Consider the following 18854-nt stretch of genomic DNA (forward strand, 5'->3'; position numbering starts at 1 on the left):
AATATGAAATTAAGAACCTTTATAGAACGCCCGGTACTATCAGCCGTTATCTCTATCGTGATAGTATTTATGGGTATCATCGGGTTGACCAGTCTGCCCGTTGAACAATATCCCGATATTGCCCCGCCTACCGTTATGGTGAGTACAACTTACTTCGGTGCCAGTGCGGAAACCCTTCAAAAAAGTGTGATCGCCCCGCTGGAAGAGGCCATCAACGGTGTAGAAGATATGACCTACATGACATCTACGGCTACCAATGCAGGAACCGTATCCATCATGGTCTACTTCAAACAAGGTACCGATCCGGATATGGCAACCGTAAACGTACAGAACCGTGTGTCCAAAGCCACCGGTCAGTTACCCGCAGAAGTAACTCAAGTGGGAGTCACTACTACCAAGCGTCAGACCAGCATGTTGCAGATCTTCTCGATTTACAGTCCTGACGATTCATACGACGAAGGCTTTCTTGCCAACTACCTGAGCATTAACCTGAAGCCGGAAATCCTCCGTATCTCAGGTGTCGGCGAACTGATGGTAATGGGGGGAGATTACAGTATGCGTGTCTGGATGAAACCGGACGTGATGGCTCAATATAACCTGATTCCTTCGGATGTGACTGCCGTACTGGCCGAACAGAATATAGAATCGGCAACCGGTGCATTCGGTGAGAACTCTACGGAGACCTACCAATATACGATGAAGTACAAAGGCCGCCTGATACAGCCGGAAGAATTCGGGGATATCGTGATCCGTTCGACCGAAGACGGTGAAGTACTGAAACTGAAAGATATAGCAGAAATAGAGCTGGGACGTGAAAACTACTCTTACATCGGTGAACTGACCGGTCATGTCGGCGTTTCCTGTATGGTATTCCAGACAGCCGGTTCCAACGCGACCGAGGTAAACCAGCAAATCGACGCTTTCCTTGACGAAGCACGTAAAGACCTGCCGAAAGGAGTTGAGATCACACAGATGATGAGCTCGAACGACTTCCTGTTCGCCTCCATCCACGAGGTGGTAAAGACATTGATCGAAGCGATCTTACTGGTTATCCTGGTGGTATACATATTCCTGCAGGATATCCGTTCGACCCTGATCCCGCTGGTAGGTATCATCGTGTCGCTAATCGGTACATTCGCATTCATGTCGATTGCCGGATTCAGTATCAACCTGATTACTTTGTTTGCACTCGTTCTCGTGATCGGTACGGTGGTCGATGATGCCATCGTCGTCGTCGAGGCGGTACAGGCCCGGTTCGACGTCGGGTATAAATCTTCGTACATGGCAAGTATGGATGCCATGAACGGGATCAGTGCCGCCATTATCTCTTCTTCACTGGTGTTTATGGCCGTGTTTATTCCGGTATCGTTCATGAGCGGAACTTCAGGTACATTCTATACACAGTTCGGTCTGACAATGGCAGTTGCCGTAGGTATCTCAGCGATCAATGCATTGACTCTGAGTCCGGCGTTATGCGCACTGATACTGAAACCGTATATCAATGAAGACGGTACGCAAAAGAATAACTTTGCCTCCCGCTTCCGTAAAGCGTTCAATACTGCTTTCGATGCTCTAATTGCCAAATACAAGAAGGGTGTACTCTTCTTTATCAAACGCAAATGGCTGATGTGGTCGATGCTGGCTTGCTCGGTTGTCCTGTTGTTCTTCCTGATGAAAACGACGAAGACCAGTCTGGTGCCGGATGAAGACCAGGGTGTATTGTTCGTCAACGTAACAACGGCCGCCGGTAACTCACTGGCAACGACCAACGACGTGATGACCAATATCGAGAACCGTATCAAAGACCTACCGCAGATCAAGGAATATAACAAAGTATCCGGTTACGGACTGATCTCCGGACAAGGAAACTCATTCGGTATGTTCATCATCAAACTGAAACCGTGGGATGAACGTACAGATAAGGAAGACCACGTACAATCGGTTATCAACCAGGTGTACGGACGGACTGCCGACATCAAGGATGCAAACATCTTCGCCATGTCGCCAGGTATGATTCCCGGTTACGGTATGGGTAATGCACTGGAAATGTATATGCAGGATAAAAAGGGAGGCGATCTGACTGATTTCTTCAATACGACACAACAATATCTGGGGGCCTTGCGCGAACGCCCGGAAATTGCAGCCGCCTATTCAACCTTCTCTATCAACTACCCGCAGTGGGAAGTGACGGTAGATGCAGCTAAATGTAAGCGTGCCGGTATCACACCGGATGCCGTACTAAGCACCTTGTCAGGTTATTACGGAGGACAATATGTATCTAACTTCAACCGCTTCTCGAAAGTGTATAAGGTGATGATACAGGCTTCGCCGGATTACCGTCTGGATGAATCTTCACTGGATAATACTTTTGTACGTATGGCAAACGGCGAAATGGCTCCGTTAAGCCAGTTCGTGAACCTGACAAAGGTATACGGCGCCGAATCGCTGAGCCGTTTCAATATGTACAACTCGATCGGGGTTAATGCAATGCCAGCGCCAGGATATAGTTCCGGTGATGCTATCAATGCCGTAAAAGAAGTAGCGGCAACCAGCCTGCCGAAAGGGTATGGTTACGACTTTGCCGGTATCACCCGCGAAGAGAACCAGGAAAGCAATACGACAGCCGTGATCTTCGTCATCTGTATCCTGATGATCTACCTGATCCTGAGTGCGCTTTACGAAAGCTTCCTGATCCCGTTTGCCGTGATCCTTTCCGTTCCATTCGGTCTGATGGGTAGCTTCCTGTTCGCCAAGATCATGGGGCTGGAGAATAACATTTATCTGCAAACCGGGTTGATCATGCTGATCGGTCTGTTGGCCAAAACAGCCATCCTGCTGACTGAATATGCAGCCGAACGGCGTGCCGCCGGTATGAGCCTGACATCTGCCGCACTGTCTGCCGCCAAAGTACGTCTGCGTCCGATCCTGATGACGGCGTTGACCATGATCTTCGGTCTGCTTCCGTTGGTAGTAGCAACAGGTGTCGGTGCAAACGGTAACAGTTCATTGGGTACAGGTGCCGTAGGCGGTATGTTGATCGGAACACTGGCACTGCTGTTCGTCGTGCCTTCCCTGTTCATCGTATTCCAGTATCTGCAGGAAAAAGTACGCCCGATACAGTTCGAGCCGACTCACGACTGGCAGATCCAGGAAGAAGTGGTAGAAGTAACCGCCGAGCGGAAAGACTATCTCGAAAGTAAAAAGAAAGGAAATCAAGCAGATGAAAAATAATATCATTCTATTATCCGTCGCCACCCTCTCGTTACTGAGTGGGTGCGGCATCTATACATCCTACAAACCGGAGACCTCCGTTCCTGACAACCTGTTCAGGGACGAGGCGATGGCTACGGATACAACCAGCATCGGCAGTCTCGACTGGCGGGAACTCTTCACAGACCCTCAATTGCAGACGTTGATCGAAAAAGGACTGGAGAATAACACCGACATGCGCACCGCCCATTTGCGGGTACAGGAAGCCGAAGCAGCCCTGATGACTTCACGTCTGGCTTACCTTCCGGCACTGAACCTGAATCCGCAGGGTACGATCAGCAGCTTCGACGGTTCGAAAGCCGCCAAAAGTTATCAGTTGGCGGTAGCTGCCAGTTGGGAAATCGATATATTCGGGAGACTCACCAATGCAAAAAGAAGTGCACAGGCAGCTCTCGAACAGACTAAATCATACAAACAGGCCGTCCGGACACAGCTAATAGCCACTGTAGCCAATTCCTATTACACTTTATTATTGCTCGACAAACAACTTGTCATCAGTGAACGGACGGCCTCTCTTTGGAAAGAGAACGTACAGGCGATGCGTGCACTGAAAAAAGCAGGTCTGGCAGATGAAGCCGCCGTTTCCCAGTCGGAAGCGAACAGCCTGAGTGTGGAAGCCTCCCTCCTGACCCTACGCCAGCAGATCAACGAGATGGAAAACAGCCTCTCCAACCTGCTCGGAGAAGTGCCTCACCGGATGGAACGGGGAGAACTGGATCGACAGGAATTTCCCCAGACACTATCCGCCGGCGTTCCGCTCTCCCTGTTAAGCAACCGTCCGGATGTACGGCAGGCAGAATATTCGTTGGCACAGGCATTCTATGCAACGAACGGAGCACGCAGTGCTTTCTATCCGAACATCACCCTCAGCGGTGTTGCCGGATGGACTAATAACGGAACGGGGATCATCACTAACCCGGGCGGCTGGCTGTTGCAGGCGATAGGCTCGCTGACACAACCGTTATTCAACAAAGGTGCCAACATCGCCCAGTTGAAAATAGCCAAGGCACAACAGGAAGAGGCCTCTCTGGCTTTCCAGCAGAGCCTATTGAATGCCGGAAGCGAAGTAAACAACGCTTTGACACAATGGCAGACGGCACGCGGACGCATCCAACTGGCTGGCCAGCAGATTACGGCTTTACAAAAGGCCGTAAAAAGTACCCAGTTACTGATGCAACACGGAAACACCACTTACCTGGAGGTGCTGACTGCCCAGCAAGGCCTGTTGCAGGCGGAACTCTCGCAGGTAGCCGACCGTTTCGATGAGATACAAGGTGTTATTAACCTCTATCACGCATTAGGCGGAAGACAAGAATAAGTATTACAGATAGACACAGAAAAGAAAGGGGGATGTCGTGATGATATCCCCCTTCTTGTTTCCTGGATCTCGGATGCCACTCTAAATCCTTGCTGTTATATAATCGATAATATCCAGGCAGAGATTGGTTGTCAGGTCATTCGTATCTAATTCGGGATTGAGTTCCACCAGGTCCATCGACTTCACCAGATTCGTTGAAAGAATATGATCGACAAAGTCTTTAAACTCATCCGGCAAAAGTCCTTCACTTACCCGTGTTCCTGTTCCCGGAGCAAACCGCGGATCGATACTGTCCACATCGATACTGAAATGAACATTACGTATTTTTCTTTCCTTCAGCTTCCGCTTAATATCTTCGGCCACAAAACCGATTCCCTTCAGATGGATCGTATCCATGGTGTAAACACTCAGACGCTCCCGTTCGATCAGTACCTGTTCGCCTTCGTCCAGGCTGCGGGTTCCTACCAGAAAGACATTTTGCGGATTCACTTTATTTCCGGGGGCATAGATATTGACAAGTTCTTCACTTCCCATCCCCATCAGGGCACTCAACGGCATTCCGTGGATATTCCCGCTGGGAGATGTTTCATTTGTGTTGATATCGCCATGCGCATCCAGCCAGATGATCCCGAAATCGTCGAAAGATTTCCCTACACCGGAAGCACTTCCCAGCCCAAGTGAATGATCGCCACCGATAACAAGCGGGAACGCCCCACCACGCAAGGTATCATACACCAGCTCCGCCAGATTATTATTCACCTCGACAATAGCGTCCAGATACTTCATGCTTTTGCCCCGGGCAAATTTATCCGTTTCCGAAACGGGAGGGACATATAGATTCCCAAGGTCGAAGGCACGATGCCCGTTCTTCCGTATCACCTTCATCAATCCCCGTTCGCGCAGATGATTCGGGGCACGCTCTACGCCTTCCCGGTCGCAACCCAGATTCAAAGGAACTCCTATTACGTTTATTTTCATACTATACTATTTTAATTATGAACCTATAAGAGACAGTCTCTCTTGTTACTGTCCCGGCATGTCACCGCATAGACAAAGGTCAGTCACTTACAACGCAATATATAGCAGTCCTATGTGCCATGTATTGCCCTTACTGTGGCAAGGCCTTGTCATGCTATTGGCAAAACTTTGCCACAGTGATGGCAAAAGTCTGTCACTGGCATGGCAGACAGGCCGGACTATATGTGCCATATGCTTCACTACCGGAACCTACGATCCCTAGAACAGTTCAAAAGTTTCCTTTATTATACCGATTGCTTCCATCATCTGTTCATGGGTAATGACCAGCGGTGGTGTGAAACGAATGATATGATCATGTGTCGGTTTAGCTATCAAACCGTTTTCTTTCAGTGCCAAACAGATATCCCAGGCCACCTTTCCTCCGCGAGGTTCGGTAACGACAGCATTCAGCAATCCTTTTCCGCGTACCTGCCTGATCATCGGATTATCTATCTTCTGCATTTCGCTGCGGAACAATTCACCCATCTCATAAGCATTCTCCGAGAGATGTTCATCGCGTACCACTTCAAGGGCAGCTATTCCGACAGCGGCAGCCAACGGGTTTCCTCCATACGTGGAACCATGTTCGCCCGGAGCGATCGTCAACATAATCTCGTCGCTCGCCAATACGGCGGAAACAGGAGTGACACCACCGGAGAGGGCTTTCCCCAGGATCAGTATATCGGGATGAATATTCTCATAATCGCAGGCAAGCAGTTTACCGGTACGTCCGATACCAGTCTGTATCTCATCGGCAATGAACAGCACATGATGGGCATGGCATAAGTCATAACAAGTGCGGAGATACCCTTCGTCGGGAACAACCACGCCTGCTTCCCCCTGGATAGGTTCCAACAGGAAGCCGACCACGTCGGGGTCTTTCAGGGCTTCTTCCAATGCTCCTACATTATTATATTGTACTTTGATGAAACCGGGTGTATAAGGCCCGAAGTCGGCATACGAACTGGGATCAGTGCTCATGGAAATGATCGTGATGGTACGTCCGTGGAAGTTCTCGCTGCATACGATAATCTTCGCCTTTTCCGGTGCAATGCCTTTGATACGATACCCCCAGCGACGCGCCAGTTTCAAGGCTGTCTCTACCGCTTCGGCACCGGTATTCATAGGCAGTAATTTATCATAGCCGAAGAACTTACAGGCAAACTCCATATACTCGCCCAATACGTCCGAATGGAAAGCGCGCGATACCAGTGTCAGCTTCTGCGCCTGATCCGTCAGTGCTTTAATGATTTTAGGATGGCAATGCCCCTGGCTCAGGGCGGAATAACCGGACAGGAAATCAAAATAACGTTTGCCTTCCACGTCCCACACAAATACGCCTGCTCCTTTTTCGAGAACGACAGGCAGGGGATGATAGTTGTGTGCACCAAACTTCCCCTCACGGGTGATGTAATCTTCCGGTCTCATACTATTTCAAATTTAATTGTTTTGTCAGACTGTAAGTGTTTCATACAGCCATTGTCCCAAAGGTAGTGATTTGAGTGACAGTATGTCACGGAAAGGGATATGTTAAGAAACACACTACGGATGATATAGTTGCCCCGCAGGTACCTGGAGAGATACTAAATATTGTAGGGCTACAAAGGATTTGCCACGATTGAAGTGACAGTTTTGTAGCCCTACGAAGTTTTTTACCTGAAACTGTAATACAAATTATTATAAGGCAGTGGCACGATGGGGCTTTGGAAACTCCATGCCCTGGTATTATCGAAGTCGAAAGGACTTTCGGTATTCGTGTAAGTCGACTTACGGGCCAGGTCGTCGGCGAAACAGTATCCGATCCGTGATCCGTGGGAACCTTTATTGTCTACCAGGAAGAAAAGCCCCTGGTTTGCTACAGCAGCACCGCTTTTGAAAGGATCCTGGTTCATAGTCCCGATAGAAATGATACGACGCGGTTTGACATCGTCCAAACCGTCGAGAGCCGTGTCTGCCACACCATAACCGGAGGCTGCACCGGCAGAGAAACAGTTGTGAAGTCGGAGATGGTCGCCCTGGAAGGCAATGATACCATAGCCGTTTTCCCCGGCATTGATGTCTCCAAAGTTACAGCATTGAGATATTTCGATGCAGTTATCCATGCGGTCGGTCAGGATACCGACGGTCGTGACGGCTGTTGAACAGACGACGATGGCTGCCGTAGCCGCCCCGCCTGTAAAGATTGCTCCCGCTACCGCCAGGACGCAGTTGACGGCAGCAATCGCGATTTCACGATTCTGTTCCATTTTGGCAACCTGTTCGCTGATATCCGCCAGGCGGCTGTGCACGGCATCACCATAAAGGTCGTCACCCTCGCCTTCCAAACTCCGGGAGAAGGCTTTCGAGTTTTCGTAGACCAGTCCGGGGAGTACCTCCGAACCTGCCAAAGGTCCTCTGGTAGTAGGCAGGGCAGCGGCGACTTTGGCGTGCATGCCAGCTATCATTTCTTCGTTACGCACATCGAGTTTACGGTTATACAGATCGTCCCACATACTTATGTCCTGCATCAGGGGTGGGGTGGCGATGGCGCTGATCAGATCCAGGGCATTAGAAGCGATCTTCACGACCTTTTTGCCGCCTTTGAAGAGGGCTTTCAGACTGGATACATTCTTAGGCGGAGTTCGTAGAGCCTTCATCAGCTTGAAAGTTCCCTTTCCGGTGGAAACAACGATGGAAGCAAAGTCGCGTTTGGTAAACGACTTGGTTTCACCGGAATGGGCAATGATCCCTGCCACGTACACGGCACCTCTCACGGAGGCATAATTGGTACAGAAGTTGATCATGCCGGTCGTACCACCCAGTGTCAGGATACCTGCCGCCATTCCGTGGGAGGCGGTTACGGGACCGAGATTCGAGCTGTTGGTCACAATGTAATAGGCGGCACGGGCCAGTAATCCACCGGCAAATTTATTGGCATCAACCGCGCCGTTGTTGTAACTGTTGTTGATAACGACCGTAGGCGTATACCCAGCCAGGCCACCGGCAAAATCGCCTGTTGCCTCGACAGAACCTTCGTTATAGCAATCGGTCATCATCGCTTGGGCTTCTCCGGCGATACCGCCGGAGTTGTCGGTTCCGAGAATGGCTCCGTAATTGTGCGCGGAGGTGATGATAAGGTCGTTGTAGCTGCCGTCGCTTTTGCTGATTACGGTGCTGCCTACGATTCCGCCTGTTCCTTCGTAACCGTTTATGCGGCCTTCGTTTTGCACGACTGCAAGGGTGGAAGTGCCCAACCCTCCGGCAATGCCTCCGGTTCCGAGAGCCGACCGGTGGGTGGCGCTGACGTTACCTTTATTCAGGCAGTTGGTGATGTTGGCGGTTTCGATACCGCCGATCAGTCCGCCTGTACAACGACTACCGGCTGCAACGACCGACGACTGGTTCACGCAACTGTCCATAATGGCGGTGGCATTGATGGTTCCTCCACCTACCAGTCCACCAACAAACGAGCCGTCGGAACGGTTGCCTACCGGCAGATTTTCGTTCACACAGCGGTGCATGACTAATACAGCCTGCGCATCGACTCCACCGACCAGGCCACCGACGAAACTGATACCGTATATTTCGCTGGCGGAAGAAGATGTTTTCCGTACGCGGCAATTATCGAGGTAGGTCGGGGTTTCCACTTCTCCCGAGGTTCCCAGTACGGCACCGACCAGGCTGCCTGTCGAGTTGGCACCGATCGAGACAGGATCTACCATCGTGACATTGCGGAAAGTAGCACCGCAGGCATAGCCGAACAACCCCGAAGCATGTACCTCGCTCCCGACCTTCTGTTCTTTCGAGTCGAGGGTACGGATGGCACAATAGGAAATAGTATGTCCTCCCCCGTCATAACAGCCTTTAAACGGGAAAGCCTGTTGATGGGCGATGGGACGGAAACCTTTATTGTAGGAGCCGACCATATTGATATCGGCTGTTTGCAGGAAGTATTTGCCTTCGAACGAGTTATTACCGTCTTCAATAAGCTTACGCATGACATCGAAGCCTGTCGACGAAGCGATGCGGTAAGGATCGTCAACCGTTCCGGTACCGAAATAACCTGCCAGCTTATCGAAAGTGGAAGGCGAAACGGCATTGGAGCGGGTGGAAACATCGAGAGCACAGCCTACATTAGCTTCGCTGAAGATTTCTTCGCTCGTCTTATGAATAATGGAAGCCAGAATATAGCGGCCAACACGGAGCTGAGAATCGAGATAGAAGACTGATTTTCCGTTCTCGATCGAATGGATGGCTTTAACAGCCAATGGGGTATCCCTGTTGTAGATAAGGCGGAAACTTATTTCACCCGTGGGAATTTTACTGCTGAGATCGGCAGCCAGTTCAATACGTCGCTCCTGCCCGTAATCTTCCCCTCCGGGCACAGGTGTTTGATTTTCGTCATCCTTACAGCCTGTCAGCATCAGGAAAGATGTTGCCAGAAGGAACAGGAGAAAGCGGCTGAAACAAAATGTATGATTTTTCTGTATTCTCATAATATCTATGTATAAAATGTATTTATTGGGATAATGGATTGGGATAACCGGAAGCTATCTTATTATTCTTCAACGTAGGAGCACCTTGCCCGTCAGTACCGAACAACCAGATGTCGGTAGAATAGCCGGAATAAGTGCCTTTCTGACGCATCTGAGTGGCGTTTTTCGATACAGATCCGCTCTTTTTCATATCCCCGTTGGAGGCGGTGTCGAGGTAATAGCAGTTCTGGCAATCCACGTTTTTGTCGTCTTCGCCGCCGATAATACCCCAGCCAGTGGTGCCTACGTTATAGCAGTTCTTGATCAGGAGATTCTTTTTGCTTTTGTTTTCTTTCTGTCCGACGATACCGGCCAGAAGCGTCTTGCCTGATACCCAGGGCACTTCTCCCATATTGAAGCTGTTTTCCACAGTCGTTCCATCAAAGGCACGGCCGAGGATACCGCCCACTGCACTGTTTGCATCGACCTTACCGACATTGAAGCATTGATCGATATAGACGTTTTCTTCTTGTTGACCGAAGATGCCTCCTGCAGCGGAAACATTCCTGCCGGATATATCGGCATAGTTGGCACAACGAGAAATCCGGATCTCATATCCCAGTTCTTCACGTAATCCGCCGATACCACCGAAACCGTCTACATTGCTGGTTGCCGTAGAGGTTAGGTTGACAAAGTTCTTACAATCCTCAATCAGGACACTCTTGTTTTTATTGTTTTCCAACCGTCCGACAATACCGCCGACAGCTCCGCCGGCTGCAGTAATACTACCGGTCAACTGGGTAATCCCGCTGAGTTTGATCTGCCCGACGTTATCCGTATTGGTTTCTGCACGCATAAAACCGATCGCTCCGCCTACGCAAGTACCGCTTGTACTTGAAGAAGTAATCACAATCTTACACGTATTAGTGCCGTTGATCACTCCGGTTACTCCAGTTGCATTTCGCAACCTCATATAACCACTTATACCACCGACATACGAACGAGCATATATATTTGCATGAACGGCAGGTTGTTTGTTTATGATGTATGACTTGGAACCGACTTCCATTTCAAGGCTTCCGATTACACCGCCTACATAATATTCACCTGTGATTTTCATAGAACCTCCTTCATGGCTGACACGGCTGTTCTCACCAAAGTTAAGCTGACTGTTGCTGTATCCGACCAGACCTCCGAGATAATAATTCGTACTTGTCACCGATCCGTCATTGATCATATGTATTTCGCATTGGCTATCCATTTTATCCACATCACCGATAATACCTCCCACCGCTCTCACGCCTACGATAGTAGCTTCATTAGTCCAGGTACCTTTACATGCAAGAGCCGTTCCCCAACCCACAATTCCGCCACAGTGGTAGCCTGTCGCATTAATGGATCCACGATTGGTGAAAATGGCATCGGTATTCATATTTTCCAGACGACCGGCTACCCCACCACTATAGTCATGGGCTTTGATATGAGCGTAAGAGATATAAGAGGCCGAAGCGCGGGCTTCCAGAGAATTGCTGTGTCCGACCAGTCCGCCGACATAGTCGTATCCGGTTAGGGTTGCGGTGGTACCCGACTCACGCATGAATATATTCTCTCCTTCCAGAGTAAGGGAGCCGCCACCGGCAAAACCACCCACATAATTATGACCTATAATACTGATTGAGAACGGAGTTACCAACGGTTGAGTCAGAAAGACTTCCCAAGGAAAAGCATACGAATTGTAACTCATCGTTGCGCCGACCCGGCAACCAGCAAAGGTGCCCCCTGCCATTCCGGTGATCCCTCCTGTATAGTCATAACCTTCAATAGAACCACCTACGTAGCAATTGGTAAACGAACCTCCGGTTCCGGTAATGCCTCCTACATTCTTGCCCTTAGGGGCTGTAACCAGTCCGGTAAGGATGCAGTTCTTAATCTCGGAAGAGGTGGTATAGCCAATCAACCCGCCTATATTGGATGCTGATTTATCTGATTTTACCTTTACAGCAAGACTGGAAACACAGTTTGTAACCGTGACATCGCCCGAACCTACCAGTCCGCCAATATTGGAAACTCCATCTATAAAGCCGGTTAAACTTATATTTTCAAGCTGTGCTCCTTCTTCCGAATAGCAGGCAACCGCTCCTATATAGTCTTTTCCATTCAAAGCAACAGAGGTAAACTCGATATCATGCACATGGGCTCGCGATCCTAATTTATAGAAGAGCCCTGCATAATCTTCCGTAGAACTGCTGGATAGCAAGTCGATTGCATTCCCATTACCGTCTATCATGCCGTTAAAGGAGGTGGAACTTCCGTTGATATTATGTCTTCCGGCAGGTTGCCACCCCTTATCGGTGGTTATTTCAGGCATTTGGAAATTGATATTCGCTGTAAGTTCGAAACATTTGTCTGCTAAATCATTGCCGACACTCAACTCGCTACAGATAATATCATAAAAGTCTTTTCCGCAGGCAATAGCAATAGGGTCTGCCGTACTCCCCACCCCTATACGATCGGCTTCCAGATTAAAACTCGAGCGGAAAACGATATTGTCCGGGTCTTCGACCGACAAGCGGGCACCTAGGTAAACGGTATCCTGTATGCCTACCTCCGCACTCACCTCTGCCGATTTCACTGCCAGATCTTTCTTCGGGAAAGTTATATAGTTCAAGTGGTACATTTGGTGGGGAAGTTCGCTCAGTATCGGGTCTGCCGCTTCGATGATCAAGGAGTCAGCCGTAGCGGAGAGGAAGGTGTTGACAGGATAAGTAATCCGGTCGTCTACTCCTTTTATATGAATACGGCAGTTAATTTTAGAGAACAGTATTTCGAGCCGTCCCAGGCGCGGAAGTTTCACAGTAAGCTGGCGTATTCCAAATTCCTGTCCGGGTATGCTATTCTCCGGGGGAATAATTATCTCTTCTTTGTCGTCGCTGCAAGCCAGGAAGATTGCCTGAAAAAGGAATAACACCAAAGCTGCAAAAATTGGTTTGAAAGTGTTCATAAGCATTCACATTATTAAGTTTAACTGATATATTCATAATCGCATCTTAACAGACAAGCAGTTTTACTCCGGCTGCTATACCCGGTCATCGAGACTGACTTCTTCAAGTACTGAACGAAATAATTAAATTCTGATAAGTAAAGGTATGTAAAGAGGTGTGAGAATACTTAAAATAGCGATAGACAATTGAATAGACAATTACTTAAAACAAAGGAGAAGCACGGATAAACAAAGGATGCAAAAAGAGCCTACCAAAAGAAGAATGGCTTATTAAAATAAAAAAGGGACACCGTCGTGTCCCCTTTTTTTCATGTTTGGCGTGATATATATAGTCTTGAGAATTAAATGCGTATTATTTATCTGATGTTTTAAGGCTTACCGGCTTGAACAGGAACATGAACAAAAGTAACAGTACCAGTGTACAAGCCGATGAAATAGCGAACAATACCGGCCAGTCACATTTATCGCCATCACGGAACATACCGATCAACCATCCATTCCATAATGTTCCGATCAGGAAACCGATTCCCCATACCAGGAAGAAAAGCAAACCTTGTGCCTGTGCCTTCATATCCTTTGGCGCTACATTATCCGTATAGACCTGTCCGCCTACATAGAACAGACCGAATATCAGACCGTGAACGATAATACCGATATAATAGAACCACTGCTGCCCTGTTTCCGCCCCGAAGAAAAAAGCTCCGTAACGAACCAACATAGCTGCCATACCGAAGATCAGCGTATTCTTGATACCCGATTTGATCAGGATCGTCGTGGTAACGATCAGAAAGAGCATTTCGGCCAACTGTCCGAAGTTCATCGTCACCGTGATATTCCGCACCTGTTCGTCCGCCAGAATCATGGAACCATATACATGATAAAGTGTAAAGGGAATGATCGACAGGAAGGTCAGGATCATAAACACCCGGTAATTCTTATCTTTCATCAATGAGAAAGCGGAGAATCCTGTAATATCCATCACCGATATCTTTGAACTCTTTGCTACCGACGGAGGAGTATGCGGGAGCGTCAGGTTGGCAAAAGCGGCAATAAAACAAACACCAGCACCACAGTACATCGGTAAGTTCGTGTCATCGAACGCTTCCATTCCTAATAAATGAATAGCTACCAGGCTGAATATTCCTGAAGCAACCCACCCTACCGAACCGAACATACGGATACGTGGGAACTGTTCAGAAGGAGCGTGGCTCATTGCGATCGTACTTGTCAGACTCTGTGTCGGCATGTGACAAAGCATCGCCATTACGACAAAGAACATAAGAGAAGGAAAATCTTGCTGCTGAGCAGCCAGCAGCAAGAAAACTCCCGTTAATATATTCAAAACTGCCAATATCTTTTCTGCGGCAAAATACCGGTCGGCAATCGCTCCGATAAACGAAGAGGCCATTGCTCCGATAGCCATTGCACTTAATACTAAGGAAACCTGATACACCTCCAACTTAAGTGTGTGTGAGAGATAAGCTGCCAGCGGTACCCACCAGACTGCGCTTAACATATACTGTAAAAACATCATCAGACAGAGCTGAATCTTCGTTCCTATTCCTGTATTAGAATGTTGTGTATTCATGATAGTAATCAAAAAGGTTTCTTATAGCATTTTCAAATCGTTGATCAAAAGTACTCCCTTATGCAAAATATATCTGTTCGTTCCGGTTGCATTAATTCCCGTATTTATCTCATTCTGTGGTATTCTCACCGGGTCTGATACAATTTTAAAAATCCATGACACGATAAATGAAAACTGGTAATACAATTTTATATATCTTGCAGTGTCAAACAACAAACTTATTTATGAGACATCCGAAGTTGATCTTATCTATACTTTTCCTATTCTGTTCTCTCTGCCTTTTTGCCGAAGAAAGCAACTATCTATTCCGTCATTACCAGGTGGAAAACGGATTAAGCGACAACATGGTGACTTGTTGCGTGCAGGATAAAAGCGGCTATATATGGATCGGTACGCGCGACGGACTGAACCGGTTCGACGGATATACATTTAAAGTATTCCGCAACGACCCTGACGATGCGGAATCGCTCGGCAATAACTGGATCACGCATCTCGGTTGCGACCAAGACGGCAACTTATGGGTAGGCACACTTTCCGGATTATATCAATATAATGAAACAAAAGAATCATTCCTGCACGTTCCTTTCACTAAAAACAAAGGGGTTGAACTCTTCCAGTTCGACAAAAACAACCAGTTATGGTTGCTGATGGACGGAACATTGATACAGTATAATGTTTCTGACGGGCAATTCCGGATTTTCGCCGGTAATAACGGACAAATTTATACATCTTTCTGTATCATGGCAGATAATTCCATCTGGCTGGGTGATTCGGAAGGTTTTATTTCGCAACTGAACCCGGAGGACGGAAATCTCGAATCGCATGACCTGTTCACCCATTCGCCGGAAACCACTTCCCGGAAATTATCCATGCTGTATGCCTCACCTTCTTCTCCGACCATCTATGTCGCGTTTGAACACGACGATGTAAAAATATTCAATGTGCTTTCAAAAACCTACGAAGATCTGAATATCCAGGAAAAAAACCAGTTAACGATCCTGATCAACTGCTTCCTCGAAAAAGACAAGAAAGAACTTTGGATCGGGACCGATTCAGGACTGTTCATCTATGACCTGGAGGCCGGGACCTGCAAACGCATCCGGCAAGACCCGCTGGACCCGTATGCACTATCCAGCCATTTCGTCTCCGCCCTGTTTGAAGACCGCGAAGAAGGTGTCTGGATCTGTTTCCACCAGAACGGAGTGAACTACTACTCCCCTTTCCGCCCCTTCAATGTATATTATCCCTGGAACGAAACTCATTCGTTGAAAGGGGAAGTGATACGCGATATCTGTACGGATATTTACGGAAATATATGGGTAGGTACGGAAGACGCCGGGATCAATTGCCTGGAAAAGAAAACGGGCACATTCACCAATTACCAGCCAATACCCGGTGTAAAAAGTCTTTCCCATACCAATATCCGTGGATTGGCGGCTTCGGGAGATAATCTGTGGATCGGACATGTGATACACGGCATCGACCTGATGGATATACGAACACGAAAAGTCATCAAGCACTATGACTTGTTGAAAGATGCACAAACAGTAAAGAATAGTACAGTGCGGTGTATCAAGGTTTTACGGGAAGGAGAAGTTTTGGTAGGGACAGAGGACGGCATCTTCCGCTACGACTATCTGAACGACCGCTTTGTTTATGCCCCCCAGTTTCCTCCGTTCGCTGTCAACTGTCTGTATGAAGACCGTTCCGGAAAAATATGGCTCGGTATGTTCAACCGCAGCTATTATTTCAATACGACAAGTAATACGGGCATGTATCTCCAATACGACAAGCTTAATACCCAACGCCATAATTCAGTCAACGATGCCTGCGAAGATAAAGCCGGGAACATGTGGTTCGCAACGGTGGAAGGTATTATCAAATATGATTTTCAGACCGGAGAATCGCTTCATTACACGGTTAAGAACGGCATGCCCAGCAACGTGGCTTTCCGTATTTTACCGGATGACAACAACTGTCTATGGATCAGCACGGCAAATGGTTTGGTTTGCCTCAACACACAGACAGAAGAGATCATGACCTATACCGAGGCACACGGCTTAGTCACCCGCCAGTTCAACTACAATTCGGCTTTTAAGGATGAAGACGGTACACTCTATTTCGGTTCCATAAAAGGTTTTATCCATTTCAAGCCGACCGATATACGTCCGGCTGCCGAAAAGATGGACGTCCGTATCAGTTCGCTGGAAATACAGAACGGGATGGGCGGACGAAAAATCATTAACAGTTCTTCGGTTTCCGAAGTCCGGGATATCACACTAAATCACGACCAATCATCTTTCAACATCAACTTTTCCGCCCTCAACTTCATCGCCCCCGGTTCCATCCAATATGCTTACCGGATGGTGAATCTCGACAAAGACTGGATCGCACTGGGTGAACGTAACATCGTCTACTTCACCGACCTGCATCCCGGTGAATATACTTTTGAAGTAAGAGCTGCCAACCTATCCAATAGCTGGGGACACGAAATCACCCGCCTGCATATCAATGTACTTCCTCCCTGGTGGGTTTCCAATACGGCTTATGTCATTTATGCCATCCTGATCATGATGATCATCGTGTATCTGATCTTTTACTGGAGAAGAAAAGAAAGAAGAAAGATGGCGTACAAAATGCAAATATTCGAAAACAACAAGGAGAAAGAGCTTTATCAGGCAAAGATCGACTTCTTCATTAATATCGCACATGAAATACGCACCCCGCTAACCCTGATCAAAAACCCATTGGAGCGTTTATTGAAATCGGACAAGATCGGAGAAAAAGAGAATAACTCACTGCTGCTGATGGATAAGAATGTCTCCCGCCTGTTATCCCTGGTAAACCAGTTATTAGATTTCAGGAAAACAGAAATAGAAGGATACCGTCTTAATTTTGTCCGCACGGAAGTCGTTTCTCTCTTATCCGAAACGGCCAAACGTTTTCAGGATATGGCGACCGAAAACAACCTGTTGCTGAACCTGGATCTATCCGTACAGGAATTATATGTTTTTGTCGACCGCGAGGCACTCACCAAGATCATGAGTAACCTGTTTTCGAATGCCGTCAAATATGCAGCTAAAAGTATCGTGGTACGCCTGCACCTGTCTACCGACTACGAAACATTCATGATCGATTTTATCAATGACGGAGTACCGGTACCAACGGAAATGAGGGATAAAATATTCGAGCCTTTCTACCGTATCAAAGGGAATGAGGATAAACCGGGAACCGGACTCGGGCTTCCGCTGGCACGTTCATTGGCGGAAATGCATCATGGAACGCTGGCACTGATCGACTTTTCAAACAACCAGACAATGTTCCGTATAACCTTACCTGTCAAGCAAACTGGAGCAGTGAAAACAACGGAAGAAGAACCTCAGCAACAAACCTCCGTACCCAAAATATCCTATATCAGGGAAGAAGGCCGTCCAACTGTCCTGATCGTCGAAGATAACAAAGAAATGAGTGCCTTTATTGCTGACGAAGTAAATGAAAACTATAATGTCCTGCTGGCAGCCAACGGCTCGGAAGCACTGGATTTACTCAAAGAGCAAAGCGTACAACTGATTATAAGCGACGTTATGATGCCCGTCATGGATGGCTTCACCTTATTACAACATGTAAAGAGCGACATCGAATTCAGCCATATCCCTGTCATCCTGCTAACGGCAAAGAATACCATGCAATCACGCCTGGAAGGACTGGAACTCGGAGCCGATGCCTATATAGATAAACCATTCTCCACCAGCTTGCTGATGGTTCAAATATCGAACCTGATATCGAACCGGGATAACATCCGGAAGTTCTACTTCAACTCTCCGATCGCCAATATGAAATCGATGGCCTACACAAAGGCCGATGAGAATTTTCTTGAAAAACTGAACGAGATCATCAACGAAAATATCGGAAATTCCGATCTGGACGTGAACATGATCGCCGACCTGATGCACCTGAGCCGTCCGACACTATACCGTAAGATACGTGCCATCTCTGACCTCACCCCGAACGACCTGATCAAGATCAGCCGTCTGAAGAAAGCCGCAGAACTTCTGCTGCAAGGAAATATGAAGATTTATGAGATTTCGGAAGCGGTAGGTTTCAGTTCTCAATCTTATTTCTGGTCAGCCTTTATCAAACAATTCGGCATGAGTCCGTCTAAATATGCCAAAGAGAACAGATAAATAGCCTGCACAAAAAAAAGGG

8 protein-coding genes are annotated in these 18854 nt (G+C 47.9%); 3 read left to right on the forward strand and 5 right to left on the reverse strand.

The window, feature by feature from the left end; genetic code table 11:
• Nucleotides 1-3: 3 nt before the first annotated feature.
• Complete coding sequence (locus DWX23_RS06155; protein WP_122373811.1) at nucleotides 4-3231, forward strand: efflux RND transporter permease subunit; 3228 nt, start codon at nucleotides 4-6, stop codon at nucleotides 3229-3231.
• Nucleotides 3221-4588 (forward strand): TolC family protein, encoded by a 1368-nt coding sequence (locus DWX23_RS06160; RefSeq protein WP_122373812.1) that lies wholly within the window; start codon nucleotides 3221-3223, stop codon nucleotides 4586-4588. The genes DWX23_RS06155 and DWX23_RS06160 overlap by 11 nt, the downstream gene beginning before the upstream one ends.
• Before the next feature lie 81 nt (nucleotides 4589-4669).
• On the opposite strand, the gene rocF is transcribed toward DWX23_RS06160, so the two are convergent.
• The 5 genes from rocF to DWX23_RS06185 all read right to left on the reverse strand — a co-directional run bounded on the left by rocF (nucleotide 4670) and on the right by DWX23_RS06185 (nucleotide 14648).
• Nucleotides 4670-5566: an arginase gene (gene rocF, locus DWX23_RS06165; protein ID WP_122373813.1), complete on the reverse strand. Its 897-nt coding sequence runs from the start codon at nucleotides 5564-5566 to the stop codon at nucleotides 4670-4672.
• A 258-nt stretch (nucleotides 5567-5824) separates the two neighbouring features.
• Nucleotides 5825-7033 (reverse strand): ornithine--oxo-acid transaminase, encoded by a 1209-nt coding sequence (gene rocD / locus DWX23_RS06170; RefSeq protein WP_122373814.1) that lies wholly within the window; start codon nucleotides 7031-7033, stop codon nucleotides 5825-5827.
• Nucleotides 7034-7257: 224 nt separating this feature from the next.
• A complete protein-coding gene (locus DWX23_RS06175; RefSeq protein WP_122373815.1) occupies nucleotides 7258-10080 on the reverse strand; it encodes a hypothetical protein in 2823 nt (940 codons plus the stop codon).
• 22 nt (nucleotides 10081-10102) lie between these two features.
• Nucleotides 10103-13060, reverse strand: coding sequence for a hypothetical protein (locus tag DWX23_RS06180; RefSeq protein ID WP_122373816.1), 2958 nt, complete (start codon nucleotides 13058-13060; stop codon nucleotides 10103-10105).
• A gap of 352 nt (nucleotides 13061-13412) precedes the next feature.
• A complete protein-coding gene (locus tag DWX23_RS06185) occupies nucleotides 13413-14648 on the reverse strand; it encodes an MFS transporter (RefSeq protein WP_122373817.1) in 1236 nt (411 codons plus the stop codon).
• A gap of 224 nt (nucleotides 14649-14872) precedes the next feature.
• On the opposite strand from DWX23_RS06185, the gene DWX23_RS06190 reads away from it, so the two are divergent.
• Nucleotides 14873-18832 (forward strand): hybrid sensor histidine kinase/response regulator transcription factor, encoded by a 3960-nt coding sequence (locus tag DWX23_RS06190; protein ID WP_122373818.1) that lies wholly within the window; start codon nucleotides 14873-14875, stop codon nucleotides 18830-18832.
• Nucleotides 18833-18854 lie beyond the last annotated feature (22 nt).

Source organism: Parabacteroides sp. AF18-52, assembly GCF_003479145.1.
Lineage (GTDB): Bacteria > Bacteroidota > Bacteroidia > Bacteroidales > Tannerellaceae > Parabacteroides > Parabacteroides faecis.

Coding starts and splice junctions, on each gene's coding strand:
- rocF (WP_122373813.1), bottom strand. CDS start 5,566: ATGAAAATAAACGTAATAGGAGTTCCTTTGAATCTGGGTTGCGACCGG.
- DWX23_RS06175 (WP_122373815.1), bottom strand. CDS start 10,080: ATGAGAATACAGAAAAATCATACATTTTGTTTCAGCCGCTTTCTCCTG.
- DWX23_RS06160 (WP_122373812.1), top strand. CDS start 3,221: ATGAAAAATAATATCATTCTATTATCCGTCGCCACCCTCTCGTTACTG.
- rocD (WP_122373814.1), bottom strand. CDS start 7,033: ATGAGACCGGAAGATTACATCACCCGTGAGGGGAAGTTTGGTGCACAC.
- DWX23_RS06185 (WP_122373817.1), bottom strand. CDS start 14,648: ATGAATACACAACATTCTAATACAGGAATAGGAACGAAGATTCAGCTC.
- DWX23_RS06190 (WP_122373818.1), top strand. CDS start 14,873: ATGAGACATCCGAAGTTGATCTTATCTATACTTTTCCTATTCTGTTCT.
- DWX23_RS06180 (WP_122373816.1), bottom strand. CDS start 13,060: ATGAACACTTTCAAACCAATTTTTGCAGCTTTGGTGTTATTCCTTTTT.
- DWX23_RS06155 (WP_122373811.1), top strand. CDS start 4: ATGAAATTAAGAACCTTTATAGAACGCCCGGTACTATCAGCCGTTATC.